The 25,373-nt window shown below is 72.7% G+C and carries 17 protein-coding genes; 13 read left to right on the plus strand and 4 right to left on the minus strand.

Annotated elements, in window-relative coordinates; genetic code table 11:
- Positions 1–40: 40 nt before the first annotated feature.
- Positions 41–3,064: a bifunctional [glutamine synthetase] adenylyltransferase/[glutamine synthetase]-adenylyl-L-tyrosine phosphorylase gene (locus Sm713_RS17690; RefSeq protein ID WP_212910567.1), complete on the minus strand. Its 3,024-nt coding sequence runs from the start codon at positions 3,062–3,064 to the stop codon at positions 41–43.
- A 270-nt stretch (positions 3,065–3,334) separates the two neighbouring features.
- On the opposite strand from Sm713_RS17690, the gene Sm713_RS17695 reads away from it, so the two are divergent.
- The 6 genes from Sm713_RS17695 (at position 3,335) to Sm713_RS17720 (ending at position 10,534) form a co-directional block, all read left to right on the plus strand.
- Complete coding sequence (locus Sm713_RS17695; RefSeq protein ID WP_212910568.1) at positions 3,335–3,892, plus strand: pyridoxamine 5'-phosphate oxidase family protein; 558 nt, start codon at positions 3,335–3,337, stop codon at positions 3,890–3,892.
- A gap of 196 nt (positions 3,893–4,088) precedes the next feature.
- A complete protein-coding gene (locus tag Sm713_RS17700) occupies positions 4,089–4,976 on the plus strand; it encodes an alkaline phosphatase family protein (protein WP_249416349.1) in 888 nt (295 codons plus the stop codon).
- A gap of 2 nt (positions 4,977–4,978) precedes the next feature.
- Positions 4,979–6,400, plus strand: coding sequence for an MFS transporter (locus Sm713_RS17705; RefSeq protein ID WP_212910570.1), 1,422 nt, complete (start codon positions 4,979–4,981; stop codon positions 6,398–6,400).
- Positions 6,397–7,428, plus strand: a complete 1,032-nt coding sequence (locus Sm713_RS17710) for a TolB-like translocation protein (protein WP_212910571.1) — start codon at positions 6,397–6,399, stop codon at positions 7,426–7,428. Before Sm713_RS17705 ends, Sm713_RS17710 begins: the two co-directional genes overlap by 4 nt.
- Positions 7,429–7,782: 354 nt before the next feature.
- Positions 7,783–10,053: a tetratricopeptide repeat protein gene (locus Sm713_RS17715; protein ID WP_212910572.1), complete on the plus strand. Its 2,271-nt coding sequence runs from the start codon at positions 7,783–7,785 to the stop codon at positions 10,051–10,053.
- A 151-nt stretch (positions 10,054–10,204) separates the two neighbouring features.
- Positions 10,205–10,534: a DUF6355 family natural product biosynthesis protein gene (locus Sm713_RS17720; RefSeq protein WP_249416350.1), complete on the plus strand. Its 330-nt coding sequence runs from the start codon at positions 10,205–10,207 to the stop codon at positions 10,532–10,534.
- 220 nt (positions 10,535–10,754) lie between these two features.
- Here the strand turns inward: Sm713_RS17720 and Sm713_RS17725 are convergent, their stop codons facing one another.
- On the minus strand, positions 10,755–11,696 hold the full coding sequence (locus tag Sm713_RS17725; RefSeq protein WP_212910573.1) for a MurR/RpiR family transcriptional regulator: 942 nt from the start codon (positions 11,694–11,696) through the stop codon (positions 10,755–10,757).
- 255 nt (positions 11,697–11,951) lie between these two features.
- On the opposite strand from Sm713_RS17725, the gene Sm713_RS17730 reads away from it, so the two are divergent.
- Positions 11,952–13,523 carry a sodium:solute symporter gene (locus tag Sm713_RS17730; RefSeq protein WP_212910574.1) on the plus strand — a complete coding sequence of 524 codons (1,572 nt, stop codon included), beginning with the start codon at positions 11,952–11,954 and terminating at the stop codon, positions 13,521–13,523.
- A gap of 5 nt (positions 13,524–13,528) precedes the next feature.
- Entirely contained in the window at positions 13,529–14,752 is a 1,224-nt protein-coding gene (locus Sm713_RS17735) for an anhydro-N-acetylmuramic acid kinase (protein WP_212910575.1), read from the plus strand.
- A gap of 781 nt (positions 14,753–15,533) precedes the next feature.
- Here the strand turns inward: Sm713_RS17735 and Sm713_RS17740 are convergent.
- Positions 15,534–16,565 carry a phosphatase PAP2 family protein gene (locus Sm713_RS17740; RefSeq protein ID WP_249416351.1) on the minus strand — a complete coding sequence of 344 codons (1,032 nt, stop codon included), beginning with the start codon at positions 16,563–16,565 and terminating at the stop codon, positions 15,534–15,536.
- Positions 16,566–16,634: 69 nt separating this feature from the next.
- Entirely contained in the window at positions 16,635–17,711 is a 1,077-nt protein-coding gene (locus Sm713_RS17745; RefSeq protein WP_249416352.1) for a LacI family DNA-binding transcriptional regulator, read from the minus strand.
- Between the two features lie 498 nt (positions 17,712–18,209).
- Here Sm713_RS17745 and Sm713_RS17750 point away from each other — a divergent pair, with 498 nt between their 5' ends.
- The 5 genes from Sm713_RS17750 (at position 18,210) to Sm713_RS17770 (ending at position 25,330) form a co-directional block, all read left to right on the plus strand.
- On the plus strand, positions 18,210–19,481 hold the full coding sequence (locus tag Sm713_RS17750) for an extracellular solute-binding protein (RefSeq protein ID WP_212910576.1): 1,272 nt from the start codon (positions 18,210–18,212) through the stop codon (positions 19,479–19,481).
- Between the two features lie 135 nt (positions 19,482–19,616).
- Complete coding sequence (locus Sm713_RS17755) at positions 19,617–20,627, plus strand: carbohydrate ABC transporter permease (RefSeq protein ID WP_212910577.1); 1,011 nt, start codon at positions 19,617–19,619, stop codon at positions 20,625–20,627.
- 16 nt (positions 20,628–20,643) lie between these two features.
- On the plus strand, positions 20,644–21,585 hold the full coding sequence (locus Sm713_RS17760; RefSeq protein ID WP_212910578.1) for a sugar ABC transporter permease: 942 nt from the start codon (positions 20,644–20,646) through the stop codon (positions 21,583–21,585).
- A 127-nt stretch (positions 21,586–21,712) separates the two neighbouring features.
- A complete protein-coding gene (locus tag Sm713_RS17765; RefSeq protein ID WP_212910579.1) occupies positions 21,713–23,512 on the plus strand; it encodes a glycoside hydrolase family 13 protein in 1,800 nt (599 codons plus the stop codon).
- A gap of 435 nt (positions 23,513–23,947) precedes the next feature.
- Positions 23,948–25,330 carry an alpha-amylase family protein gene (locus tag Sm713_RS17770; RefSeq protein WP_212910580.1) on the plus strand — a complete coding sequence of 461 codons (1,383 nt, stop codon included), beginning with the start codon at positions 23,948–23,950 and terminating at the stop codon, positions 25,328–25,330.
- The last annotated feature ends 43 nt before the right edge of the window (positions 25,331–25,373 follow it).

Below are 25,373 nucleotides of genomic sequence, written 5' to 3' on the forward strand. Positions count from 1 at the left end.
CCACGCCGCCGCAGTGCGGAACGTGGCCGCAGCCCGCCGTCTACGACTCGTAGAAGAGGTGCTCCACCACGCCGCGGGCCCGCCGCGTCGTGCGGCGGTAGTCCTCCAGCATGTCCCCGACGTGGCCGGGCTCGTACCCGAGGTACCGGGCCACCGCGCCCAACTCCCGTGCCTCCGTGGGGAACGTGTCGCCGGCCCGGCCCCGTACCAGCATCACGGCGTTGCGGACCCGTGTCGCCAGCACCCACGCCTCGTCCAGTATCGACGCGTCACGCTCGGACAGCAGTCCGGCGTCCCGCGCCGCGGTGAGGGCCCGACGGGTCCGGGGCGTTCTGAGCGACCGCTCCGTGCTCGCGTGCCGCATCTGCATCAGCTGCACGGTCCACTCGACGTCGGACAGGCCGCCCCGCCCGAGCTTGGTGTGCAGGGCGGGGTCGGCGCCGCGCGGCAGCCGCTCGGACTCCATGCGTGCCTTCAGCCGCCGGATCTCCCGCACCTCGTCCTCCGTGAGGCCCCGCGAGGGGTACCGCAGCGGGTCCACGAGCCGCAGGAAGCGGCGCGCCAGGTCCTCGTCGCCCGCGACGTACTGCGCCCGCAGCAGCGCCTGCGACTCCCACACCAGCGACCACCGGCGGTAGTACGCCTCGTACGACTTCAGGGTGCGCACCAGCGGGCCGGACTTCCCCTCGGGGCGCAGGCCGGTGTCGATCAGCAGCGGCGGGTCGGCGCTCGGCCGCTGGAGCAGCCTGCGCATCTCCTCGACGACGGTGTGCGCGGCGCGCGCCGCCTCGTGCTCGCCGACGCCCTCCCGGGGCTCGTGCACGAAGATCACGTCCGCGTCGGAGCCGTAGCCCAGCTCGTGGCCGCCGAAGCGGCCCATGCCGATCACCGCGAACCGCGTCGGCAGCTCGTCGCCCCATCCCCCACTGCCTTCAGGGCGTGGGAGGTGCCCCCAGCGCACCACCGCGCGCAGCGTCCCGGCGAGGGTCGCCGCGGTGAGGTCGGTGATGGCGTCGCCGACCAGGTCCACCAGCTCGGCGGGCTCGGCTCCGACGGGCCGCTCCTCGGTGCCGTAGGAGGCGGTGAGGTCGGCCGCGGCGGTGCGGAACAGCTCCCGGCGGCGCACCGCACGCGCCACCGTCACCGCGTGCTCACCGCTGTCCGCGCGGCCCACCGCGGCCAGGATCTCCTGATCGAGCTGGGCACGCCCGCGCGGTGTGAGCGTCTGGTCGCCGCCGAGCAGCGCCACCGCCTCGGGCGCGCGCATCAGCAGGTCGGGCGCGAGCCGGCCCGCGGAGAGCACCCGGGCGAGGTTCTCGGCGGCCGCCCCCTCGTCCCGCAGCAGCCGCAGGTACCAGGGCGTCTTGCCGAGCGCGTCGGAGACCTTGCGGAAGTTCAGCAGCCCGGCGTCCGGGTCGGCGGAGTCCGCGAACCAGCCGAGCAGCACCGGCAGCAGCGTGCGCTGGATGGCCGCCCTGCGGGTCACCCCGGACGCCAGCGCCTCCAGGTGCCGCAGCGCCGCGCCCGGGTCGGCGTACCCGAGCGCGACCAGGCGCTCCCGGGCCGCACCGGTGCTCAGCCGCGTCTCGCCGGGGGCGAGCTGGGCGACCGCGTCCAGCAGCGGACGGTAGAAGAGCTTCTCGTGCAGGCGGCGGACGACGGAGGTGTGGCGCCGCCAGGCCCGCAGCAGCTCGGTGATGGGCTCCGTGCGCATGCCCAGCGAGCGGCCGATGCGCCGCTGGTCGGCCTCCTCCTCGGGCATCAGATGGGTGCGGCGCAGCCGGTACAGCTGGACGCGGTGCTCGACGGAGCGCAGGAAGCGGTAGGCGTCGTCGAGCTGCACGGCGTCCACCCGGCCGACGTAGCCGTCCGCGGCCAGCGCCCTGAGGGCCTCCAGCGTGGTGGGGCTGCGCACGGTGGTGTCGGCGCGGCCGTGCACGAGCTGGAGGAGCTGCACGGCGAACTCGACGTCCCGAAGGCCGCCCGGCCCGAGCTTCAGCTCCCGCTCGACCTCGCCGGCGGGGATGTTCTCGATGATCCGCCGGCGCATCTTCTGCACGTCGGCGACGAAGTTCTCCCGCTCGGCGGCGCCCCAGACCAGCGGCGAGACGGCCGCCATGTACGCGGCGCCCAGCTCCTCGTCGCCGGCGACCGGGCGGGCCTTGAGCAGCGCCTGGAACTCCCATGTCTTCGCCCAGCGCTGGTAGTAGGCGAGATGGCTCGCGAGGGTGCGCACCAGCGGGCCGTTGCGCCCCTCGGGGCGCAGGTTGGCGTCCACCGGCCAGATCGAGCCCTCGACGGTCGTCTCGGAACAGATCCGCATCAGCAGCGCGGCCAGCCGGGTGGCGGCCTGCACCGCCTTGTCCTCGTCGACGCCCTCGGCAGGCTCCGCGACGTACACCACGTCGACGTCGGAGACGTAGTTCAGCTCGTGGCCGCCGCACTTGCCCAGCGCGATCACGGCGAGCCGGCTGGCCGCGGCGTCGTCCGGGAGCTGGTCGGCCGCCATGGCGAGCGCGGCACGCAGCGTGGCGGTCGCCAGGTCGGCCAGCTCGGCGGCGGTCTCGGCCACGTCGGTGGTGCCGCAGACGTCCCGGGCCGCGATGGACAGCAGGCAGCGCCGGTAGGCGACGCGCAGCTCCACCGGGTTGCCGGCCTCGGCGAGGCCCCGCTCGAACTCCGCCACGCCCGGGTGCAGGTCCTCCTGCTCGTAGGTGGCCAGCGCCCGCCAGTCCGCCGGGTGCCTGGCCAGGTGGTCGCCCAGCGCCTCGGAGGCGCCGAGCACGCCCAGCAGCCGGTCGCGCAGCGGCTTGGCGGTGGCCAGGGTGTCCAGCAGCTCCCGGAGGGCCGCCTCGTCCGGCTGCGCCTCGGCCATCCGGGCCAGGCTGCGCAGCGCCAGGTCCGGGTCGGCCGCGCCGCCGAGCGCGTCCAGCAGGACCGGGTCGTCGTGCGCCGCGGTGAGCGGGCCTGACGCCAGCAGGCCCTCGGCGGAGGACGGGTCGGTGAAGCCGAGCCGCAGCAGCCGCGTGAACGTGCTGCTCCTGCGCCCTTGCGGCACCGTCATGGTCGCCGGCCTCCTGTTCCGATCAAGGTGATGGGGCCCCGAGCCTACGACGAGTGCGATGCCTTCCGCCTCGCGCGGGTGCCGCCTTTACCAGGCACAAACCATGTTTTCCGGGCACCATCGAAGAGGTGCCCGAACGGCCCGTGCCGGTGCCGGGTGGAACGGGCCGTGCCGGTGCCCGGGGAAAACGGTCCGTACCGGGCCGATGAGTCCGGCCCGTGCATGGAGTCTCCCTCCCGACACCCCCGTACGTCACGAGGAGGACCGGACATGTCGGACCCAGTACCGCACACCGCACCCGGCGGGCCCCGGGCCGCGCCCGGCGCGGCACCTGAGGGCACGCTCGACGCCCGTTACAGCGGCCCGGGTGCCACCCCCGCCGACTGGGCCGTGGCCCAGCGGCGGCTGGAGGAGGCCGAGCTGTTCTGGCTGTCCAGCGTGCGCCCCGACGGGCGGCCGCACGCCACGCCGCTGATGGCCGTCTGGCGCGACGGCGCGCTGTACTTCTCCACCGGCGCCGAGGAGCGCAAGGCGCTCAATCTCGCCGGGAACCCCCAGGTCGTCCTGTCCACCGGTACACCCGTCCGGAACGAGGGGTACGACGTCGCCGTCGAGGGCGAGGCGGTGCGGGTGGCGGACCTCGCCCTGCTGCGGGCCCTCGCCGCGGACTGGCTTCGCAAGTACGGCGAGGACTGGCGGTTCGAGGTGCGCGACGACGGTGCGTTCCAGGGCCGGGAGGGGCCGGCGCTGGTCTTCGCGGTCGAGCCCCGCACGGTCTTCGGGTTCGGCAAGGGTGCGTTCAGCCAGACGCGGTGGCGGTTCGCCTGAGCCGGCGGGGGAGGGGCGGGCCGCGCGCCCATGGGGGCGCTTCGCGGACCGGGCCGCGCCCAACCGCGCCCAACGGCCGCTCCCTCCCGGAACGTTCATCCGGTTTTCACGCCCGTTGGGGGAAGGCGCCCAGCGGCGGAGTCTTGGTGTGTGCATGCTCTCCAGGCCCCACCCGACTCCCCACCGGAGGTCCATCGTGTCCGGCAGATCCGTCTTCCGCCGCGGCCGTCTCGCCCTCGTCGCCGCCCTGGCCCTCGCCGCAGGTGCCCTCGGGCTGTGGACGGGGCTCGGCGAGCAGTCCACGGCGCAGGCCGCCGCGGGCGTGCCCACCCCCGACCACGTGATCATCGCGGTCATGGAGAACCACGCCTACAGCCAGGTCGTCGGCTCCTCCAGCGCCCCGTACATCAACTCCCTGGCCAAGGGCGGCGCCAACCTGACGCAGTCCTACGCCGAGACCCACCCGAGCCAGCCCAACTACATGGCGATGTTCTCCGGGTCCACCCAGGGCATCACCAGCGACGCCTGCTACACCCCCGGCTTCAGCAGCGCGCCCAACCTCGCCTCGCAGCTCATCGCCGCGGGCAAGAGCTGGGGCAGCTACAACGAGACCCTGCCCAGCCAGGGCTCCACGACCTGCAACAGCGGCGACTACGCCCGCAAGCACAACCCGTGGTTCGGCTTCAGCAACGTCCCGACCTCGTCGGCGAAGACGTTCTCGCAGTTCCCGAGCGACTTCACGCAGCTGCCGCAGGTCTCCTACGTGGTGCCGAACCTCTGCAGCGACATGCACGACTGCTCGGTCGCAACCGGTGACACCTGGCTGAAGAACAACCTGGGCGCCTACGCGACCTGGGCCAAGACCCACAACAGCCTGCTCGTGGTCACCTTCGACGAGGACAACTCGCTCAGCGGCAACCGCATCCCGACCGTGTTCTACGGCCAGCAGGTGACGCCGGGTGCCACGTCCTCGACCCGGTACAACCACTACGACCTGCTGCGCACCCTTGAGGACATGCACGGCCTCGGGTACGCCGGCAACGCCGCGTCGGGCAAGGACATCACCGGCATCTGGACGTCCTGACCGTGTACGTCGCGGACAGCCGCGCCTCCGGCGCCCCGTCCGCGGGTAGCGCCGCCCGGGTTCCCGATCGGCCCGGGCGGCGCCGCGCCGCGGTCGCCCCCACCGTGCTGGCGCTCGGCACGGTCAGTCTGATCACCGACGTCTCCTCCGAGATGGTCAGCGCGATCCTGCCGCTGTACCTCGTCGTGGGGCTCGGCCTCTCCCCGCTGGGCTTCGGCCTGCTCGACGGCGTGTACAACGGCGTCTCGGCGCTGGTGCGCCTCGTCGGCGGGCACTTGGCGGACCGCGGCACGGGCCGGCACAAGGCGGTGGCCGTGCTGGGCTACGGCCTGTCCGCGCTGTGCAAGCCGCTGCTGCTCGTCGCCCACACCCTGCCGCTGATCGGCGCCGTCCTCGCCGCCGACCGCACCGGCAAGGGCCTGCGCACCGCGCCGCGCGACGCGATGATCTCGCTGTCCAGCGAGCCGGGCACGCAGGGCCGGTCCTTCGGGGTGCACCGCGCCATGGACACCGCCGGCGCCCTGCTCGGCCCGCTCACCGCCTTCCTCGTGCTGCGGGCGACCGTGGACGGCTACGACGCGGTGTTCACGGTGAGCTTCTGCGTCGCGATGGTGGGCGTCCTGGTGCTCGTCCTCTTCGTGCCCGGGAAGCTGACGGGCCCCTCGGCGGGCACGGTGGACGGTGTCCGCACGGCCCCGGCGGAGGGCTCGCCTCCGGTGCGCCTGGACGGCTCCGGCCCCGGTTCCGGTTCCGGCTCCGGCTCTGGCCGGAAGGGGACGGCCGAGGCCGCGCGTCCCACGTTCCGCGCCGCGCTGGCGCTGCTGCGGCGCCGGGACATCCGGCGGATCGCCGTGTGCGCGCTGCTCCTCGGGCTCGCGACCGTCAGCGACTCGTTCATCTACCTGCTGTTGCAGCGCAGGCTCGGCGTGCCCGACCGGTGGTTCGCGCTGCTGCCGCTCGGCACCGCCGCCGCGTTCCTGCTGCTGGCCGTCCCGCTCGGGCGGCTCGCGGACCGGATCGGGCGCAGCCGCGTCTTCCTGGCCGGGCACGGGGCCCTGCTCTGCGCGTACGGCCTCCTGCTGTCGGACTGGCACGGCGCGGTGCTGCCGTACGCGGTCCTGTTGCTGCACGGCACCTTCTACGCCGCCACCGACGGGGTGCTGATGGCCGCCGCGTCCGAGAGCGTGCCCGTCGCGCTGCGCTCGTCCGGCCTCGCGCTGGTGCAGACGGGCCAGGCCTTCGCGCGGTTCGTCTGCTCGCTCGCCTTCGGCGCCGCCTGGACGGCCTGGGGCGACCGCACGGCGCTCGGTGCCGCCACCGTCCTGCTCGCCTGCTGCGTGCTGGCCGTCGGCCGGACGCTGGGACGCCCGCCCGCCGCCTCCACCCGCCTCGATGCCCCCACGTCCGAGGAGACCCCCGCATGACCACACGGGCCCGCGTGCTCGTCCTCGCCTGCGCGATCGCCCTGCTCGCGGCCGTCGCCACCGCCTCCGTGCTGCACGCCGCGGCGCGCTCCGACCGCAAGGACCACGCCCAGCCCGGCGGGCCCGCGGTCAGCGCGGGGCGGGTCGCGCTGACCGGTTCGGGCGGGGACCGGATCGTCTTCCGGAACATGGCCTGGGGGCCGCACCGCGACGAGCTGAGCACCGTGCCCGCCTCGCGGCCGGGCGGCGAGCGCACCGCCTCGGGCGTGCAGTGCGTGCGCTTCCACGCGGCCGGGGGCACCGGGATCTGCCTCCAGGTGGTGCACAGCGGCGTCCAGGACAGCTACCGGGCGGTGGTGCTCGACGCCCGGCTGCACGAGACGGCGCGCTACGACATCCCCGGCGTCCCCTCGCGCGCACGGGTCTCGCCCAGCGGGCGGTTCGCCACCTGGACGGTCTTCGTCGGCGGCGACTCCTACGCGAACAGCACCTTCTCGACGCGGGCCGCGATCCTCGACACCCGTACCGGGCGGCTGACCCCGTCGCTGGAGGCGTTCCGGGTGATCAAGGACGGGCGCGACTACCACGCCGTCGACATCAACTTCTGGGGCGTCACGTTCTCGGCGGACGACCGGCACTTCTACGCGACGATGGCCACGAAGGGGAGTACGTACCTGGTCCGGGGCGACCTGGGCGCGCGGACGGTGACGACGCTGCACAGCAATGTCGAGTGCCCGTCGCTGTCGCCGGACGAGACCAGGATCGCGTTCAAGAAGCGGGTGATGGGGTTGCCGGCGGATGCGCCGTGGCGGCTGTATGTGATGGATCTGCGCAGCGGGCGCGAGACTGCGCTCGCGGAGACCCGCAATGTCGACGACCAGGCGGTCTGGGCCGATGACCGCACCCTGGCGTATGCCCTGCCGGGCGACTTCGGGGCCAACCTCTTCACCGTGCCGGCGGACGGTACGGGCGCGCCTCGGCCCTTGCTGACGGCGGCGCTGTCCCCGGTGTACCTCGGCGGGTCCTGAGGGGGTCTGCCCCGGGGGCGGCGACGGCGATCCGCTGCGGGTGCGTCGTGGTCTTTTGCGCAGTTCCCCGCGCCCCTTTCGGGGCCCTGCCCCTTGGCCCTTCGTTCTACCACCGGCCGGTAGGTGGCTGGTCGCGCAGTTCCCCGCGCTCCTTTCGGGGCGCTGCTCCTTGCGGTCTGTCGTTTGGCCGGCGGCCGGTGGGGGTTGCTCGCGCACTTCCCCGCGCCCCTTAACCCGCCTTCGGCGGGCCCCGGCCTCCGGCCCCGTGGCGACGGCGGTCCGCTATCGGGCACGCGGGGCGGGGCCGGGCTGATCAGGTCGCGTGTGGTCGGTGGTGCTGGTAGGAAGGGCCGCATGGGGGATCTTCTCGCGGGGGCGGTACGGCGGTTTCGGTTGCGTGCCGGGTTGACCCAGGAGGCGCTGGCCGAGCGTTCGGGTGTGTCGGTCAGCACGATCCGCGGCATGGAGACCGGCAGGCGCCGCAATCCGCAGGTCGCATCGGTGCGCCAGCTGGCCGCTGCGCTGGATCTGGGGCCGGCCGAGCTGGACGAGCTGCTGGCCGCGGCGACGGGCGTGGGTGCGCCCCAGGCGCCCCAGGCGCTGCCGGTGCCGCGTCAGTTACCCGCTCCGCCCGTGCCGTTCGTGGGCCGCGAGGACGAACTGCACCGGCTGGACGCGGTGCTGGGGCCCGGGGCGGGTGCGGCGGGCACGGTGGTCGTCTCCGCGATCGCCGGTGCCGGCGGGGTGGGCAAGTCGTGGCTGGTGTCGCACTGGGCGCACCGCAACGTCGACCGCTTCCCCGACGGGCAGCTCTTCGTCGACCTGCGCGGCTTCAGCCCGGACAGCGATCCGATGGACCCGGCGGTCGCGGTGCGCGGATTCCTCGACGCGCTGGGCATCGAGCCCGACCGCATTCCCGTCGCCGCGCACGCGCAGGCGGCCCTGTTCCGCAGCCTGGTGGCCGGCAAGCGGATGCTGCTGGTGCTCGACAACGCCGCCGACAGCGCCCAGATCACCCCGCTGCTGCCGGGCGGCGACACCTGCACCGTGGCGGTCACCAGCCGCAACCGGCTGTCGGGCCTGATCACCGGGCACGGCGCCCACCACCTGCCCGTCGACATCCTCACCGACACCGAAGCCCGCGCACTGCTCGCCGCCCGGCTCGGCACCGGGCGCATCGAGGCAGAGCCCGCGGCGGTGGCCGAGCTCGTCCGCCTGTGCGGCGGATTCCCGCTGGCGCTGAGCATCACCGCAGGCCGCGCGCACGTCCACCCGCACCTGTCGCTGGCCGACCTCGCCGGCGAACTGCGTGAGGGCGCGATGGACGTACTGGACGACGCCGACCCCGTCGCGAGCCTGCCCGCCGTGCTCTCGCTGTCCCACCACGCGCTGGGCGAGGAGGAGGCCGAGGTGTTCGGGCTGCTGGCCATCGCGCCGGGGCCCGACATCAGCCTTGCCGCGGCCGCCAGCCTCACCGGCCGCGGCCGGAGCCGGACCCGCAGCGTGCTGCGCAGCCTGGAACAGGCCTCGCTCATCGCCCAGGACGACGCCGGCCGCTACCGCATGCACGACCTGATCCGCCGTTACGCCACCACCGCCCAGGACCTGTCCGACGGCACCCGGCAGGCAGCGCTGCGGCGGGTGCTCGACTTCTACACGCACACCGCGTACGCCGCCGACCGCCTCCTGGAATCCCATCGCGAGCCCATCGAGCTCGGCCCGCCGGCACCCGCCTGCCACCCCCAGGCGCTGTCCGGCATCCCGGCGGCGATGGACTGGTTCGAGGCCGAGCACCAGAACCTGCTCGCCGCACAGCACGCGGCCGCCGCCCACGCGTCACACCGCACGGTCTGGCAGCTGGCCTGGGCGCTGAACAACTACCACTACCGCCGAGGGCACCGTCACGACCAGCTCGCCGTGTGGCAGTCCGCGGTCGACTCGGCCCGCCGGCTGCCCGATCCCGGTGCCCAGATCATCACCTACCGGCTCCTGGGCCGCGCCCATGTCGTGCTCGGGCACCACCAGGAGGCGATCGAAGCCCTGAACGAGGCCCTCGCCCTGAGCGAGCGGCAGGACGACCGCGCCCTTCAGGCCCAGGCGCACTACACCCTCGCCTCGATCGACCCGGACGGCCGGCAGGCGGTGGAGCACGCCCGACGCGCGCTGGAGCTCTATCGCGGCCTCGACCAGCCGATCGCGGAAGCCAACGCGCTCAACGCGGTGGGCTGGCTGGCCGCGCTCCTCGGCGAGGACAACGACATGGCCCGCGAGTACTGCCAGGCGGCCCTCGTCCTCTACAAGCACCATCAGGACATGGACGGCCAGGCGCAGACCCTGGACAGCCTCGGCTACATCGACCACCACACCGGCCGCCACCACGACGCCGTCCGGCACTACCGCGAGGCCCTCAGCCTGTACCGCGACCTCGACAACGCCTACGAGATCGCGGAGACCCTCGACCGTCTCGGCCATTCCCACGCAGCCCTCGGCGACCACGGCCAGGCCGCCACGGTGTGGCGGGAGGCTCGGGATCTGTTCCGGCAGCAAGGACGCGACGAGGAAGCCGAGCGGACGGAGCGGCAGCTCGACGGACTCGGCGAAGAGGACACCCCGGCCGGCACGTGACGACCGGTCCGACCGGTCATACGTGAACGGTCCGTGAGCTGTTCGCCCCCCTGGGGGGCCAACACGATGGTGCAGGAGAGAACACGGGGGTGCGATCCGCGGAAAGCACGAAGCTCCGCGGATCAGAGCTCACCAAACAGGAGGGGTATATATGCGACGAGGTATCAAGTCGGCGCTGGCGACCGCCGCGGTGGCCGCTGCCGCGAGCCTGGCCATGGGCACGGCCTCCGCGAGCGCGGCTCCGGTGACCGCGCCGCAGGCGCAGGAGGCGAAGGCCGCCTCTGCCTGCGGCTGGTACACGGACTGGACCGCCCACGCCTGGTACAACCACTGCGGGACCGGGCGGGTGGTCATCTACGTGGATCTCCTGAGCGTCGGCGGCAGCTCCGAGGGCTACGAGACGTGCGTGGGACCGGGCGACACCTATCTGGGTAGTTGGCCGGCTGTGCAGGGGGCCTGGTACGTGGGACGTACCTGCTGACACGCGCTTTCGCGAGCTCCCCTGGTGGGCACGGGGGCTGACCGGGCCGACCGCGCGTCGTGACCGGTCAGCCTCGCCTCGGGAGCCGAGTGCGTCCGGGACCGGGCTGTGTGGGGTTTGGCCCGCAGCCCGGTCCCGGACCACTGGGCCGAACCTCTCACGGCCGGTGGTTCACGGTGGTCCGCCGCGGACGGGTCGTGGTCGGGGCTCCACGAGGGCGTCACGCGGCCCCGGGGCGCCCCCCGGAACGGCGTGAACGGTGCTGCACCGCCCCGTACGTCTTCTGGAGCGCCGTCGTCGTCGCGTCGAAGGAGCGCTGGGCCACGCCCACGAAGAGGCAGTCGATGACCGCGAGCTGCGCTATCCGGCTCACGGTCGCGCCGGACCGGAACGGCGTCTCCCGCGCGCACGTGGTCAGCACGTGGTCGGCGCCGACCGCGAGGGCGGAGTGCGGGAAGTTGGTGACGGCGATCGTCGTGGCGTGCCGTTGGGCCGCGGCCTGGAGGGGCTCGACCGTGTCCTCGGTCTCCCCGGAGTGCGAGATCGCGAGGGCCACGTCACCGGGCCCGAGCAGCGCCGCCGCCGTGAGCGCCGCGTGCATGTCGGTCCAGATGAAGGCCATGTGCCCGATCCGGTGGAGCTTCTGGTGCAGGTCCTGCCCGACGAACCCGCTGGCGCCGACGCCGAAGATGTCGACCCGCCGGGCCCCCGCGACCGCGTCGACCGCGTGCCGGAGCGCGGTGACGTCCAGCTGCGCCCCGGAGTCCTCCAGGGCGCGCACCTCGTTGTAGATGATCTTCCCGACGACCTGGTCCAGGGTGTCCGTGGCGCTGATGTCGGTGGCGGGCACCGGACGCTCCCCGCCGAGGGCGTCCTCGCGGGCGGCGGCGGCCGCCAGTGCCAGGCGGAGCTGCGGATAGTTGCCGAGCCCGATGGTCCGGCAGAACCTCATCACGGTCGCCGCCGAGGTGCTCGCCCGCTCGCCGAGCGACCCTATGGACAGCTCGGCGGCCTGCGCGGGGTCGGCCAGCACCGCGTCGGCCACCCGCAGCTCCGAGGGAGCGAGCGACGGCCGTGCCGCGCGGATGCGCGCCAGGACGTCGGCGGGGGCGGCGCCCTCCACCGGCTGGGCCGGTACGCGGTGTGAGGCCTCGCGGGCCATGGATCCCTCCCGAGGTCCCGAGCGGAGGCCCACACAGTAGCCGCGGCCGGAGGGGGCGTCAAAAATTTACGAGGACCATCACATGACGTTACTTATTGACATGTGGAGGCGGTCCTTCTGATACTCGCTGCACCGCGATCCGCGTAGACCCGGTTCGTGACCGCATGCAGCGCCGGATGCTCCCTGGAGACGAGGGCGTGCGCAAGAGGACTCGTCCCGCCGGTGGCCACCGCCGGCCGATCCCTAGGAGTGACCGTGCGCCAACTCGACCTCGTGGTGGTGGTCGTCTACCTCGTCGCGATCGCCTGGATCGGACTGCGGCTGTCCGGCCGGCAGAGGACCGCCAAGGGATACTTCATCGGCGAGGGCGGCATGCCCTGGTGGACCGTCGCGTTCTCCGTGGTGGCCACCGAGACCAGCGTCCTGACCGTCATCAGCGTGCCCGGCGGCGCCTACAGCGGCCAGGCCTTCGGCAACGTCGAGCTGGCACTGGGCTACGTCATCGGCCGCGTCGTGGTGGCCGGCGTCCTGATCCCGCTCTACAAGCGCGGCGGGTTCGTCAGCGCCTACCAGTACCTCGGCGACAGGTTCGGGCTGAGGCTCCAGGGCCTCGCCTCGGTGACGTTCGTCTTCACCCGCCTGCTCGCCGAGGGCGTCAGGCTGTTCGCCTCGGCGATCCCCATCAAGCTGCTGCTCGACGAGTTCGGGGTGCACGCCGGCTACCAGGTCATCATCATCGTGCTGACCATCATCACCGTCGTCTACACCTACCTCGGCGGCATCAAGGCGGTCATCTGGACCGACGCCATCCAGATGGGCCTCTACCTCGGCGGCGCGATCCTGGCCGTCGCGGTCCTCTCCAGCCACGTCGGCGGCCAGGGCATCGCGGACGCGCTGCACGCGGGGCAGTTCAAGGTCTTCGACACCGACTTCTCGCCGGCCCACATCCTGACCAGCTCCTTCGCCCTGCCGACGGCCATCATCGGCGGTGCCATCTTCGCCATGGCGAGCCACGGCTCCGACCAGCTCATGGTCCAGCGCATCCTGGCCACCCGGACGCTGCGGGACGGCCAGAAGGCCATGATCGCCTCCGGTGTGTTCGTCACGATCCAGTTCGCCGCGTTCTCCCTGGTCGGCGCGTTGCTGTGGTCCTACAACAAGGGCAGGACCTTCAAGGACCTCGGGCTCGCCAGCTCCGACAACCTCTACCCGCAGTTCATCCTGCACGGCCTGCCCGTCGTCATCTCGGGCCTGCTCGTGGCCGGCATCCTGGGCGCCGCGATGGGCTCCCTGTCCGCGGCGCTGAACTCCATGTCGAACTCGACGGTCGCCGACATCATCCACAGCTTCTTCCGTCGAACGCCCTCGGACGCCACCCTGCTGAAACTCGCGCGGGTGATGACGCTGGTCTGGGCGGTGCTGATGGCCGTCTTCGCCTGCGCCTTCAGCACGAGCACCGGCAACGTCTACCTGACGGGCCTCGCCATCGCCGGCTACACCTACGGCGCGCTGCTCGGCGCGTTCCTCCTCGGCCGGCTGGTGCGGCGCGCGAACGAGGTCGACTCCGTCGTGGCGTTCCTGGTCACGGTCGCCGTCATGACCTACATCGTGCGCTGGGTGAAGATCGACGTCACCGTGGCGGGGGCCACCGTGCCGACGGCCATCGCCGCCCAGTGGCTGGTGCCGATCGGCGTGGTGATCACCCTGGTCGTCGGCGGTGTGATGAGCCTGTTCCACCGTCCGCCGGTGGCCGCCGCGACCGGGCCGCGCGACGGCGAGACGGGCGAGGGCCCGGAGCGGGTCGCCGCGCCCGCCGGCAAGGAGTGAGCGCCGTGCGCGTGATCGGACTGATGTCGGGCACGTCCTACGACGCGATCGAGGCGGCCGCCGCCGACCTCACCCTGGACGGCGACACCCTGCTGATGCGGCCCCTCGGGCACCTGTCCGTCCGCTACCCGGACGAGCTGCGCGCCCTGATCGGTGCGAGCCTGCCGCCGGCGGCGACCAGCGCCCGGGACGTCTGCGCCCTGGACACCGGCATCGGACAGGCCTTCGCCGAGGCGGCCGGCCGCGCCCAGCGGGAGCTGTGCGGGGGAGCGGCCGACCTGGTGGTCTCGCACGGCCAGACCATGTACCACTGGGTCGAGGAGGGTGCCGTGCACGGCACCCTCCAGCTCGGCCAGCCCGCCTGGATCGCCGAGGCCACCGGGCTGCCGGTGGTCTCCGACCTGCGCTCGCGGGACGTCGCCGCGGGCGGCCAGGGAGCGCCGCTGGTCGCCATGACCGACGCGCTGCTGCTGGGCGGCCTCCCCGGCGTCCCCGCCGCGCTGAACCTGGGCGGCATCGCCAACGTCACCGTCGTCGCGCCCGGCGCTGCGCCGCTGGCCTTCGACACCGGGCCCGCGAACGCGCTGCTGGACGCGGCCGTGCGGTACTTCACCGAGGGTGCGGCCGAGTACGACGAGGACGGGCGGCGGGCCGCCGCGGGGCGGGTCAGGCCCGAGCTGCTGAAGGTGCTCCTGGAGGACCCCTACTACCTGCGGCCCGCGCCGAAGAGCACCGGCAAGGAGCACTTCCACCTGCCGTACCTCCAGCGTGCGCTGGCCGCGGTGGCCGGGTCCTCCCCGTCCTCGCCGTCTTCCCCGTCCTCGCCGTTCTCGCCGTCCTCGCCGGACGACGTCCTGGCGACCCTGACCCGGCTGACGGCGGTCACGGTGGCCGACGCCTGCCGGGCGCACGGGGTCACGGAGCTCGTCGTCTCCGGGGGCGGGGCGCGCAATCCCGTGCTGATGGGGATGATCGCCGAGGAACTGCCCGGGGTGGGCCTCCGCCCGAGCGGCGACCTGGGGATCCCCTCCGACGCGAAGGAGGCGCTGGCCTTCGCCCTCCTCGGCTTCCTCACGGTGCACGGGCTGCCCGGGACGTTCCCCTCCGGGACGGGGGCGCGCAGGGCAACGCTCCTGGGAAGCATCACGCCGGGCTCGGGCCCCCTGCGCCTCCCCGCCCCGGCCCCCCGGCCACCCCGGGCCCTACGGATCGTCGACTCCGCCGCCTGAACCCTGCGGAGCTGCGCCCCGCCTGGGCCCTGCCCCTCGCGGTCTCGTGCGCGGCCACCGGCCGGCGGCGGGTTGGTCGCGCAGTTCCCCGCGCCCCTGATGGGGCGCTGCCCCTTGCGGTCTCGTGTGCGGCTACCGGCCGGCGGCGGGTTGGTCGCGCAGTTCCCCGCGCCCCTGATGGGGCGCTGCCCCTTGCGGTCTCGTGTGCGGCTACCGGCCGGCGGCGGGTTGGTCGCGCAGTTCCCCGCGCCCCTGATGGGGCGCTGCCCCTTGCGGTCTCGTGTGCGGCTACCGGCCGGCGGCGGGTTGGTCGCGCAGTTCCCCGCGCCCCTTTCGGGGCCCGTGGAGCCCCCATAGCGGGTCAGCGCCGCACCTCGCTGGGGCGCGAAGCGCTATAAAAAGGGGCGCGGGGAACTGCGCGACCGGCCACGATGCACGTGTGGCGGGCCGCAGTGCCGAGCCCACCCCGCGCCCCTTTCGGGGCCCGTGGAGCCCCCATAGCGGGTCAGCGCCGCACCTCGCTGGGGCGCGAAGCGCTATAAAAAGGGGCGCGGGGAACTGCGCGACCGGCCACGATGCACGTGTGGCGGGCCGCAGCGCCGAGCCCACCCCGCGCCCCTCCCGGGGCCGTGGAGCCGCATACCGATTCAGCGCCGCACCCCGCTGGGGCGCGAAGCGCCGTAAAAAGGGGCGCGGGGAACTGCGCAAGAGCAACCACGACGCACGTGCGCCGGACCCGGGGCCCGACCACCCGCGGCGCTTCGCGCCCCGACAGGGGCGCTCAGCGTCTGGCGCGCCTCCGCCCCGTCCTCCGCGTGAGCTCGACCGTCTCCAGGTTCGTGCAGCCCGTCGGCCGCACCCGCGGTGTCCCCGCGGCCAGCGGGACCGACGCCGCGCCGCTGAGCGGGAGGTGGCGTGGCACGCGGCGCGGGAGGGCGTAGGGCCACGTGCCGTACCACCAGCGGGACACGAGGTACCCGAACCCCAGGCAGATGAGCCCGCCCACCGCGTCCAGCCAGAAGTGGTTGGCGGTGGCCATGATGACCACGGTCGTGATGCAGGGGTAGAGCACCGCGAGCGCCTTCACCCAGGGGCTCTTCGCCAGCGCGAAGACGGTGAGGGCGCACCAGACCGACCAGCCGATGTGCATGGACGGCATCGCCGCGTACTGGTTCGAGACGTCCTTCAGGCTGCCGGAGCCCAGCGAGCCCCAGGTCCGGTGCGTCACCACCGTGTCGATGAACAGGCTGTTGCTTATCAACCGAGGCGGTGCGAGCGGATACAGGTAGTAGCCGAGCAGGGCAGATCCCGTGGTGACGAGCAGGACCAGGCGCGACGCCGAGTAGCGGCCCGGATGCCGCCGGTACAGCCAGGCCAGCACACCGATCGTGACCACGAAGTGCATCGTCGCGTACCAGTAGTTCATCCCGACGATCAGCCAGTTGATGGAGTTGACGCCCTTGTTGATGGCGCTCTCCACGCCGAGCCCGATCTGGCGCTCCAGGTTCCACAGCCAGTCGGCGTTCCGCAGGGCCTGGCCGCGCTGCTCCGGGACCGCGCTGCGGATCATCGAGTAGAGCCAGTAGCTCGCGATGATCAGCATCACCTCGAACCACAGGCGCGGCCTGTGCGGGGTGCGCAGCCGGGTCAGCACCGACCGCGGGGTGGCCTCCGCGATGTTCCGGGGGAGGGCCCTCGCGCTGTCGACGACATCCCGGGCGCCGCGCACGCCCCAGCGGCGCGGGCGGTCCAGCATGGGTGAGATGAAGTCCTTGTGTGGATCTTCCACAGCGGTCACGGTCGAGTCACCCATAGGCGGAGATTCTGCCAGAAAGTGATACCGCTACCGAGCATCCCCCATATCGGGACATGAATGCATCATCTAGCCTTTACGGTTTTTTGGTCCTTTTGATGCAGAAGGTCCGAAACCGCTCGAACTGGTCGGAGAGACCGAGGCCGTGGACCCCCGCACCACCAGTTCCGGCATGAAGACGAACTCGCTGTGCGGGGCGGGCGTCCCGCCGATCTCCTCCAGCAGGGTGCGCACGGCCGCCTGACCCATCGCGGGCACCGGCTTGCGGACCGTGGTCAGCGGCGGATCGGTGAAGGCGATCAGCGGGGAGTCGTCGAACCCGACCACCGAGACGTCCGCGGGCACGTCGAGCCCCTGCTGCCGCACCGCCCGGATCGCGCCCAGCGCCATCATGTCGCTGGCGCACACGATCGCCGTGCAGCCGCGCTCGATCAGCGCCGCCGTCGCCGCCTGGCCGCCCTCCAGGGTGTAGAGGGAGTGCTGGACGAGACGGGTGTGGATGTCGTCGGGGTCCAGCCCGAGCTGGTCCCGCATCGCCGCCACGAAGCCCTCGATCTTCCGCTGCACCGGCACGAACCGCTTCGGCCCGAGCGCGAGACCGATCCGGGTGTGCCCGAGCGAGACCAGGTGGGTCACCGCGAGATGGGCGGCCGCCCGGTCGTCCGGTGAGATGAAGGGCGCCTGCACCTTCGGCGAGAAGCCGTCCACGAGCACGAACGGCACGCCCTGGGCGCGCAGCCGGTCGTAGCGCTGGGTGTCCGCCGTGGTGTCCGCGTGCAGCCCGGAGACGTAGATGATCCCGGAGACGCCCCGCTCCACCAGCATCTCGGTCAGCTCGTCCTCCGTGGAGCCGCCGGGGGTCTGGGTGGCCAGCACGGGCGTGTACCCCTGGCGGGTCAGTGCCTGGCCGATGACCTGGGCGAGCGCGGGGAAGATCGGGTTCTCCAGCTCGGGCGTGATCAGGCCGACCAGGCCGGCGCTGCGCTGGCGCAACCGCACGGGACGCTCGTAGCCGAGCACGTCGAGGGCGGCCAGCACGGACTGGCGGGTGGCCGCGGCGACGCCCGGTTTGCCGTTCAGCACCCGGCTGACGGTCGCCTCGCTGACTCCCGCCTGGGCTGCGATGTCGGAGAGCCGTGCGGTCACAGGGGTGGACTGTACCGGGCGGGTGCCGCCCTGTCCGCCAACCGGTCGCCGCGTCGGGGGCGTTGCCCGCGATGTCCTCGGGTTCATATGGGTGGCCTCGGTCGTCTGTGTGGGTGCCATGCCTGGAGCGCCGGTCTTGCAAGAGCCAGGAGGCTAGATGATCCCTTGGCGGTCTGATTGTGGCAAGAGTTTTCAAAGGCTTGCGCAAGACGCTCCGGCTCTGATCTCCGGTTCCACGGAAGGGTGAGAAGGGGGAACGCGCCCTTGATCGACCCCTGGAACGGGTCACGGCGGGGTAACCATCAAGCATCCTTGCATTTTTTTGCTGCAAGGTCTTTCGCAACGGATACGGCGCTGTTACGTTCACGTCGCCCGGCGCCGGCAGCGCGCGCCGGTCGGCCCGGCACGTACGACACGCATCACCGGTACGGCAGCCGGCGGCAGGGGAGCGGACGGGCGGTCCCCGGGTCCACGGGCTTTCACCCTCAAGGAGATCTCATGCGGCGTGGCACAGCGGCCACCGCACTGGTGGCGTCCCTCGCCCTCGCGGCGACGGGCTGCGGCGGCGGTGGCGGGGACGGCGGCGGATCGGGACCGACCACCATCACCTGGTGGGACACCTCCAACGCCACCAATGAGGCACCCACCTACAAGGCGCTGGTCCAGAAGTTCGAGAAGGCCCACCCGGACATCAAGGTCACCTACGTCAACGTCCCGTTCGACCAGGCGCAGAACAAGTTCGACACCGCGGCCGGCAGCAAGGGTGCCCCGGACGTGCTGCGCACCGAGGTCGGCTGGACCCCCGCCTTCGCGAAGCAGGGCTACCTGCTGCCGCTGGACGGCACCGAGGCCCTCGCCGAGAAGGGCGCGTTCGAGCCCAACCTCGTCAAGCAGGCGCGGTACCAGGGCAAGACGTACGGCGTGCCGCTGGTCACCGACACCCTCGCGCTCGTCTACAACAAGGCCCTCTTCAAGAAGGCGGGCATAGCGCGGCCGCCCGCCGACTGGACCGGCCTCAAGGCCGACGCCGCGAAGATCGCGCAGAAGACCGGCGCCGACGGCTACTGGGGCTCCACCGCCGGCTACTACGCCCAGCCGTTCCTGTACGGCGAGGGCAGCGACACCGTCGACGCCGCGGCCAGGAAGATCACGGTCCGGAGCGCGCCCGCGGTCAGGGGCTTCACCACCTGGCAGGGCCTCTTCAGCGGCAAGGGCCTGCACGAGGCCGACACCACCGCCGACGCCTACGCCCACCAGCAGGACGCGTTCGGCAGCGGCAAGGTCGCCGCGATCATCCAGGGTCCCTGGGAGATCACCAACTTCTACAAGGGCACCGCCTTCAAGGACAAGGCCAACCTCGGCATCGCGCCCGTCCCGGCGGGCTCCGCCGGCACGCCCGGCGCGCCCACCGGCGGCCACAACCTCTCCGTCTACGCCGGCTCCGACTCGGCCCACCAGAAGGCCGCGCTGTCGTTCGTGGAGTTCATGACGTCGAAGGCCGCGCAGGAGGAGATCGCGCTGAAGAACTCCACCCTGCCGACCCGCCAGGACGCCTACACCGCCCAGGTCACCGCCGACCCGGGCATCGCCGGCTTCCAGAAGGTCCTGGACACGGCCCGCCCCCGCCCCGCGCTGCCCGAGTACAGCTCCCTGTGGACGCCGCTGGACGCCGAGCTCCCGAAGGTCGCCGGAGGCAAGGAGCCGCTGGACAAGGGCCTCGGCGACGCCGAGCTCGCCATGGCCAAGCTGCTGCCCGACTTCGCCAAGTGACCCCGACCGCACGCTGAGCCGCAGGGTCCGCCCGTACGGGGGGCGGGCGGACCCTCCGGCCGCGGCACCTGCGCCCCGGCCGGGCCGCACCGGACCGGCCGGCGGCGCAGGACGACTCCCAGAAGGTGCAACGCCATGACAGTCGCCGTCCAGAGCGCGGCAGCGGAAGGCGGCCGCGGCGCCGGCCGCCCGCCGGGCCCCGGCCTCCTCGCGCGCCTGAAGCGGTCGTACCGCGCCCACTGGTACGCGTACGCGATGGTCGCCCCGGTCGTCGTCGTGCTCGGCGCCCTGGTGGGCTACCCGCTGGTACGCGGGTTGTACCTGACCCTCACGGACGCCAACAGCCTGAACTCCGCCCGCACCATCGGCGTCAACCACATCGACGCCACCTACCGGTTCGTCGGGCTGCACAACTACGCCGACATCCTGTGGGGGCCGACCGCCTGGGACCGCTTCTGGTCCCACTTCGTCTGGACCGTCGTCTGGACGGTGCTCTGCGTGGCCCTGCACTACGTGATCGGCCTCGGCCTCGCCCTGCTGCTCAACCAGAAGCTGCGCGGCCGCACCGTCTACCGGATGCTGCTGATCCTGCCGTGGGCCGTGCCGACGTTCGTCACCGTCTTCTCCTGGCGGATCATGCTGGCCGACTCGGGCCTGGTCAACTCGGTGCTCGGATCGCTGCACCTGCCGCAGCCGCAGTGGCTGGAGAGCACCTTCTTCCAGCGCGCCGCCGCGGTGCTCGTCAACACCTGGTGCGGCGTGCCGTTCATGATGGTCTCGCTGCTCGGCGGGCTCCAGGCGATCGACCCGACGCTGTACGAGGCCGCCGAGATGGACGGCGCGAGCGCCTGGCAGCGCTTCCGGCACGTCACGCTGCCCGGCCTCAGCTCCGTCGGCTCCACCGTGGTGCTGCTCGGCGTGATCTGGACGTTCAACCAGTTCACCATCATCTACCTGCTGTTCGGCACGAACGGCGGCCCGGACGCCCAGATCCTCGTCACCTGGGCCTACCGGCTCGGCTTCGGCCAGCAGCCCCGCGACTACGCCCAGTCCGCCGCCTACGGCGTGCTGCTGCTGTCGATCCTGATCGTCTTCACGTCCGTCTACCGCCGCTGGCTGGCCCGCCATGAGCAGCTCGCCGTCTGACGCAGGAGCCCGACCCATGAGTACGCCCCGTACCCCACCGGCCCCCGCCCCGACCGCACCCTCCGGCCCGGCGCTCCAGGCGCCGCCCGGCGGCACGCGCCCCGCCGGGCGGGCACGCGGCCGGCGGGGCGCCGAGCCCGGCCGCCCCGCCACCGTGCTCTCGCACGCGGTGCTCGCGGTGGCCGGAGTGATCGCGGTCTTCCCGGTCGGCTGGCTGGTCTACCTGTCGCTCGGCCCGGACAAGAACGACTACCTGCACCCCGGCGGCATCCCCGGCAAGGCGACGCTCTCCAACTACACGTTCGTGCTCGCGCACACCAACTTCTTCCACTGGTTGCAGAGCACCCTCATCGTGGCGCTCGGCACCACCGTCATCGGCGTGCTCCTCGCCGCCACCACCGGCTACGCGGTCTCCCGGATGCGCTTCCCCGGGCACCGGAAGCTGATGTGGGCGCTGCTGGTCACCCAGATGTTCCCGGTCGCCGTCCTCATCGTGCCGATGTACGTGATCCTCGCCGACCTCGGTCTGATCGACACCTACGGCGCCCTGATCCTCGTCTACTGCTCCACGGCCGTGCCCTACAGCGCCTGGCTCCTGAAGGGCTACTTCGACACCATCCCCGCGGAGATCGACGAGGCGGGACGGGTGGACGGCCTGACGCCGTTCGGCACGTTCTGGCGGCTGATCCTGCCGCTGGCCCGGCCGGGACTGGCCGTCGCCGCGTTCTACACCTGCGTCACCGCCTGGGGTGAGGTGGCGTTCGCGTCCACGTTCATGCTCGACGACGACAAGTACACCTTCGCCGTCGGCCTCCAGAGCTTCGTCAGCGAGCACGACGCCCAGTGGAACTACATGGCGGCCACCGCCGTGCTGATCGCCGTCCCCGTCGCCGTGCTCTTCTACCTGGTGCAGAAGAACCTGGTGACCGGCCTCACCGCGGGCGGCACCAAGGGCTGACCCCGCGCCGATGCGATCCAGCGCCCGCGCGCCGCCGGCCAGCCCGTGCGCCGCCGCCGACCCCGCGCGCCGCCACCGCCCTGAGGGCGTGGAAGGTGCCCCAGCCCACCGGACGCTGAAGGAAGCCATGAGTCAGCACACTGCCGACCAGCCGCACACCGCCGCCCAGCCGCCCGCCGCAGGGCAGCCGCCCGCCACCCGGCCGGGCGGCGTCACCGTTCCCGCCGCCCGCGCCGCCGCCGGCCCCGCCGCGACGCACCGCGACTGGTGGCGCGACGCGGTGATCTACCAGGTCTACCCCCGCAGCTTCGCCGACAGCAACGCCGACGGCATGGGCGACCTCGAAGGGGTCCGCTCCCGGCTGCCGTACCTGCGCGAGCTGGGCGTCGACGCGGTGTGGCTCAGCCCCTTCTACGCCTCTCCGCAGGCCGACGCCGGCTACGACGTCGCCGACTACCGCGCCGTCGACCCCATGTTCGGCACGCTGCCGGACGCCGACGCGCTGATCCGCGACGCGCACGCGCTCGGCCTGCGCGTCATCGTCGACATCGTGCCCAACCACTCCTCCGACCGACACGAGTGGTTCAGGCGCGCACTCGCCCATGGCCCCGGCTCGCCGCTCAGGGAGCGCTACCACTTCCGTCCCGGCAAAGGCGCCCACGGCGAGCTGCCGCCGAACGACTGGGAATCCATCTTCGGCGGTCCCGCCTGGACCCGCGTCACCGAGCCGGACGGCACCCCGGGCGAGTGGTACCTGCACCTCTTCGCGCCCGAGCAGCCCGACCTCAACTGGGACCACCCGGCCGTGGACGACGAGTTCCGCTCCATCCTGCGGTTCTGGCTGGACATGGGCGTGGACGGCTTCCGCGTCGACGTCGCCCACGGCCTGGTGAAGGCACCGGGGCTGCCCGACCTCGGCGTGCACGACCAGCTGAAGCTGCTCGGCAACGACGCGATGCCGTTCTTCGACCAGGACGGCGTGCACGAGATCTACCGCTCCTGGCGGCGCATCCTGGACGAGTACCGGGAGGAGGGGCCCAGGGCGCGCCCCAGGATCTTCGTCGCGGAGGCGTGGACCCCCACCATCGAGCGCGCCGCCAACTACGTCCGCCCGGACGAGCTGCACCAGGCGTTCAACTTCCAGTACCTGAGCGCCTACTGGGACGCGGCCGGCCTGCGCGAGATCATCGACCGGTCGCTGGACGCCGTGCGCCCGGTCGGCGCCCCCGCCACCTGGGTGCTCTCCAACCACGACGTCACCCGGCACACCACCCGCTACGCCAACCCGCCCGGCCTCGGCACGCAGCTGCGCACCGCGGGCGACCCGGCGACCGGGCTGCGCAGGGCCCGCGCCGCGACCCTGCTGATGCTGGCGCTGCCCGGCTCCGCGTACCTCTACCAGGGCGAGGAGCTGGGCCTGCCGGACGTCGTGGACCTGCCCGACGAGGCCCGGCAGGACCCGTCGTTCTTCCGCGCGGCCGGCCAGGACGGGTTCCGCGACGGCTGCCGGGTGCCGATCCCGTGGACGGCGGACGGGCCCTCGTACGGCTTCGGCGCGGGCGGCTCCTGGCTGCCGCAGCCGCAGGGCTGGGGCAGCCTCAGCGTCCAGGCCCAGACCGGGGTGGCGGGCTCCACCCTGGAGCTGTACCGCGCGGCTCTCGCCGCCCGCCGGGCGCACCCGGCGCTGGGCGCGGGTGACGCCGTCGAGTGGCTGGACGGCCCCGAGGGCACGCTCGCCTTCCGCAGGACGCCGGGCGGGAGCGGCGGCACCGGCTTCGTCTGCACCGCCAACACCACCGGCGCGCCGGTCCGCGTGCCCGCCCACGGGCGCCTGCTGCTGTCCAGCTCGACCGGCGGGATCGCGGTGTCCGAGGACGGCACGGCGCTGCTCCCGGCCGACACGACCGCCTGGTGGACCACCCGCTGACGACCAGGCGGGATCGACCGCGGTGCGCGGGTGCCGTGCCCCCGCGCACCGCTCCCGTGCGCACGTGACCGGCCCGGCCGGCCGGGCGCGTGAGGTCCCGCCGTGGGGGGCCGGGACCTCCGGCCGGCCGGACCGGAGTCGCGGAGAAGTTAACACCGCTGCAAGCGCTTGCGAAAGACCTTGCAGCGGATGAGTTCCCTTCAACTCGCCCGTGCGCCAAGGGTTGACCGGCCGGTACGACGCTCGTACGGTCTCCGGTGCGGCGACCGGTTGACGGCTTGCTGCAAGAACCTTCAACGGCCTTACGGGCATGGCGCGCTGTCTGTGCGGTCACCCCGCTCCACCCCGCGTACCACCGCACCCGTCCGCACGGATCCCCGCACGGACCCTGTACGGACCCCCGTGCGGCCCGCCCCCCACGCGCAGGAGGAACCCATGGCCGGCAGAAACCTTCTCGCAGCGCTCGCCGTCGTGGCCGGCGCCACGGCCGCGCTGCTCGTCCCGCCCGGCGTCGCCGGCGCCGCACCGCCCGGCGGCAAGGACGTCACCGCCGAGATGTTCGAGTGGAGCTACGCCTCGGTCGCGAAGGAGTGCACCCAGACCCTGGGGCCGGCCGGCTACGGCTACGTGGAGGTGTCCCCGGCCACCGAGCACATCCAGGGCGACCAGTGGTGGACCTCCTACCAGCCCGTCAGCTACCGCATCGCGGGCAGGCTGGGCGACCGCACCGCGTTCAAGAACATGATCGACACCTGCCACGGGGCGGGCGTGAAGGTCGTCGCGGACGCCGTCATCAACCACATGTCCGCGGGCTCCGGCACCGGCACCGGCGGCTCGTCGTACACGAAGTACGACTACCCGGGGATCTACCAGTCCCAGGACATGGACGACTGCACCGCCCAGGTGAGCAACTACGCCGACCGGTGGAACGTCCAGCACTGCGAGCTGGTGGGCCTCGCCGACCTCGACACCAACGAAACCTACGTGCGCAGCCGCCTCGCGCAGTACCTGAACGACCTCCTCTCGCTCGGCGTCGACGGCTTCCGGATCGACGGGGCCAAGCACATCGCCACCGAGGACATCGCCGCGATCAAGTCCCAGCTCACCAACCCCGACGTCTACATCAAGCAGGAAGTGATCTACGGCGACGGGGAGGCCGTCCAGCCGGGCGAGTACCTGCGAAACGGCGACGTGCAGGAGTTCCGCTACGGCCGCGACCTCAAGCGGGTCTTCACCAGCGAGAAGCTGGCGTACCTGAACAACTTCGGCGAGGGCTGGGGCTACCTGCCAAGCGGCCAGGCGGGCGTCTTCGTCGACAACTGGGACACCGAGCGGAACGGCTCCACGCTGAACTACAAGGACGGCGCGAACTACACCCTGGCAGGCGTCTTCATGCTCGCCTGGCCCTACGGCGCTCCCGACGTGCACTCCGGTTACGAGTTCAGCAACAACGACGCGGGCCCGCCGAACGGCGGCACCGTGAACGCCTGCTATGCGGGCGGCTGGAAGTGCCAGCACCACTGGCCGGAGATCCAGAGCATGGTCGCCTTCCGCAACACCGTCGGGGACGAGCCGGTCACCGACTGGTGGGACAACGGGAACAACGCGATCGCGTTCGGCCGGGGCGGCAAGGGGTTCGTGGCCATCAACCACGAGCCGTCGTCGCTGACGCAGACGTTCCAGACGTCCCTGCCGGCCGGGCAGTACTGCAACGTCCAGAACGGCTCGGCCGTCACCGTCGACTCCTCGGGCCGGTTCACCGCCACGCTGGGCAGCAACACCGCCCTGGCGCTGCACATCGGCGCCCGCTCCTGCTGAGCCTGCCTTTCGGCGGTCCGCCGTCCGCGGCCGGTGCCGGTGC

This window comes from Streptomyces sp. TS71-3 (genome assembly GCF_018327685.1).
Classification (GTDB): Bacteria; Actinomycetota; Actinomycetes; order Streptomycetales; family Streptomycetaceae; genus Streptomyces.

Coding starts and splice junctions, on each gene's coding strand:
- Sm713_RS17690 (WP_212910567.1), bottom strand. CDS start 3,064: ATGACGGTGCCGCAAGGGCGCAGGAGCAGCACGTTCACGCGGCTGCTG.
- Sm713_RS17695 (WP_212910568.1), top strand. CDS start 3,335: ATGTCGGACCCAGTACCGCACACCGCACCCGGCGGGCCCCGGGCCGCG.
- Sm713_RS17710 (WP_212910571.1), top strand. CDS start 6,397: ATGACCACACGGGCCCGCGTGCTCGTCCTCGCCTGCGCGATCGCCCTG.
- Sm713_RS17715 (WP_212910572.1), top strand. CDS start 7,783: ATGGGGGATCTTCTCGCGGGGGCGGTACGGCGGTTTCGGTTGCGTGCC.
- Sm713_RS17720 (WP_249416350.1), top strand. CDS start 10,205: ATGCGACGAGGTATCAAGTCGGCGCTGGCGACCGCCGCGGTGGCCGCT.
- Sm713_RS17725 (WP_212910573.1), bottom strand. CDS start 11,696: ATGGCCCGCGAGGCCTCACACCGCGTACCGGCCCAGCCGGTGGAGGGC.
- Sm713_RS17740 (WP_249416351.1), bottom strand. CDS start 16,565: ATGGGTGACTCGACCGTGACCGCTGTGGAAGATCCACACAAGGACTTC.
- Sm713_RS17750 (WP_212910576.1), top strand. CDS start 18,210: ATGCGGCGTGGCACAGCGGCCACCGCACTGGTGGCGTCCCTCGCCCTC.
- Sm713_RS17755 (WP_212910577.1), top strand. CDS start 19,617: ATGACAGTCGCCGTCCAGAGCGCGGCAGCGGAAGGCGGCCGCGGCGCC.
- Sm713_RS17760 (WP_212910578.1), top strand. CDS start 20,644: ATGAGTACGCCCCGTACCCCACCGGCCCCCGCCCCGACCGCACCCTCC.
- Sm713_RS17765 (WP_212910579.1), top strand. CDS start 21,713: ATGAGTCAGCACACTGCCGACCAGCCGCACACCGCCGCCCAGCCGCCC.
- Sm713_RS17770 (WP_212910580.1), top strand. CDS start 23,948: ATGGCCGGCAGAAACCTTCTCGCAGCGCTCGCCGTCGTGGCCGGCGCC.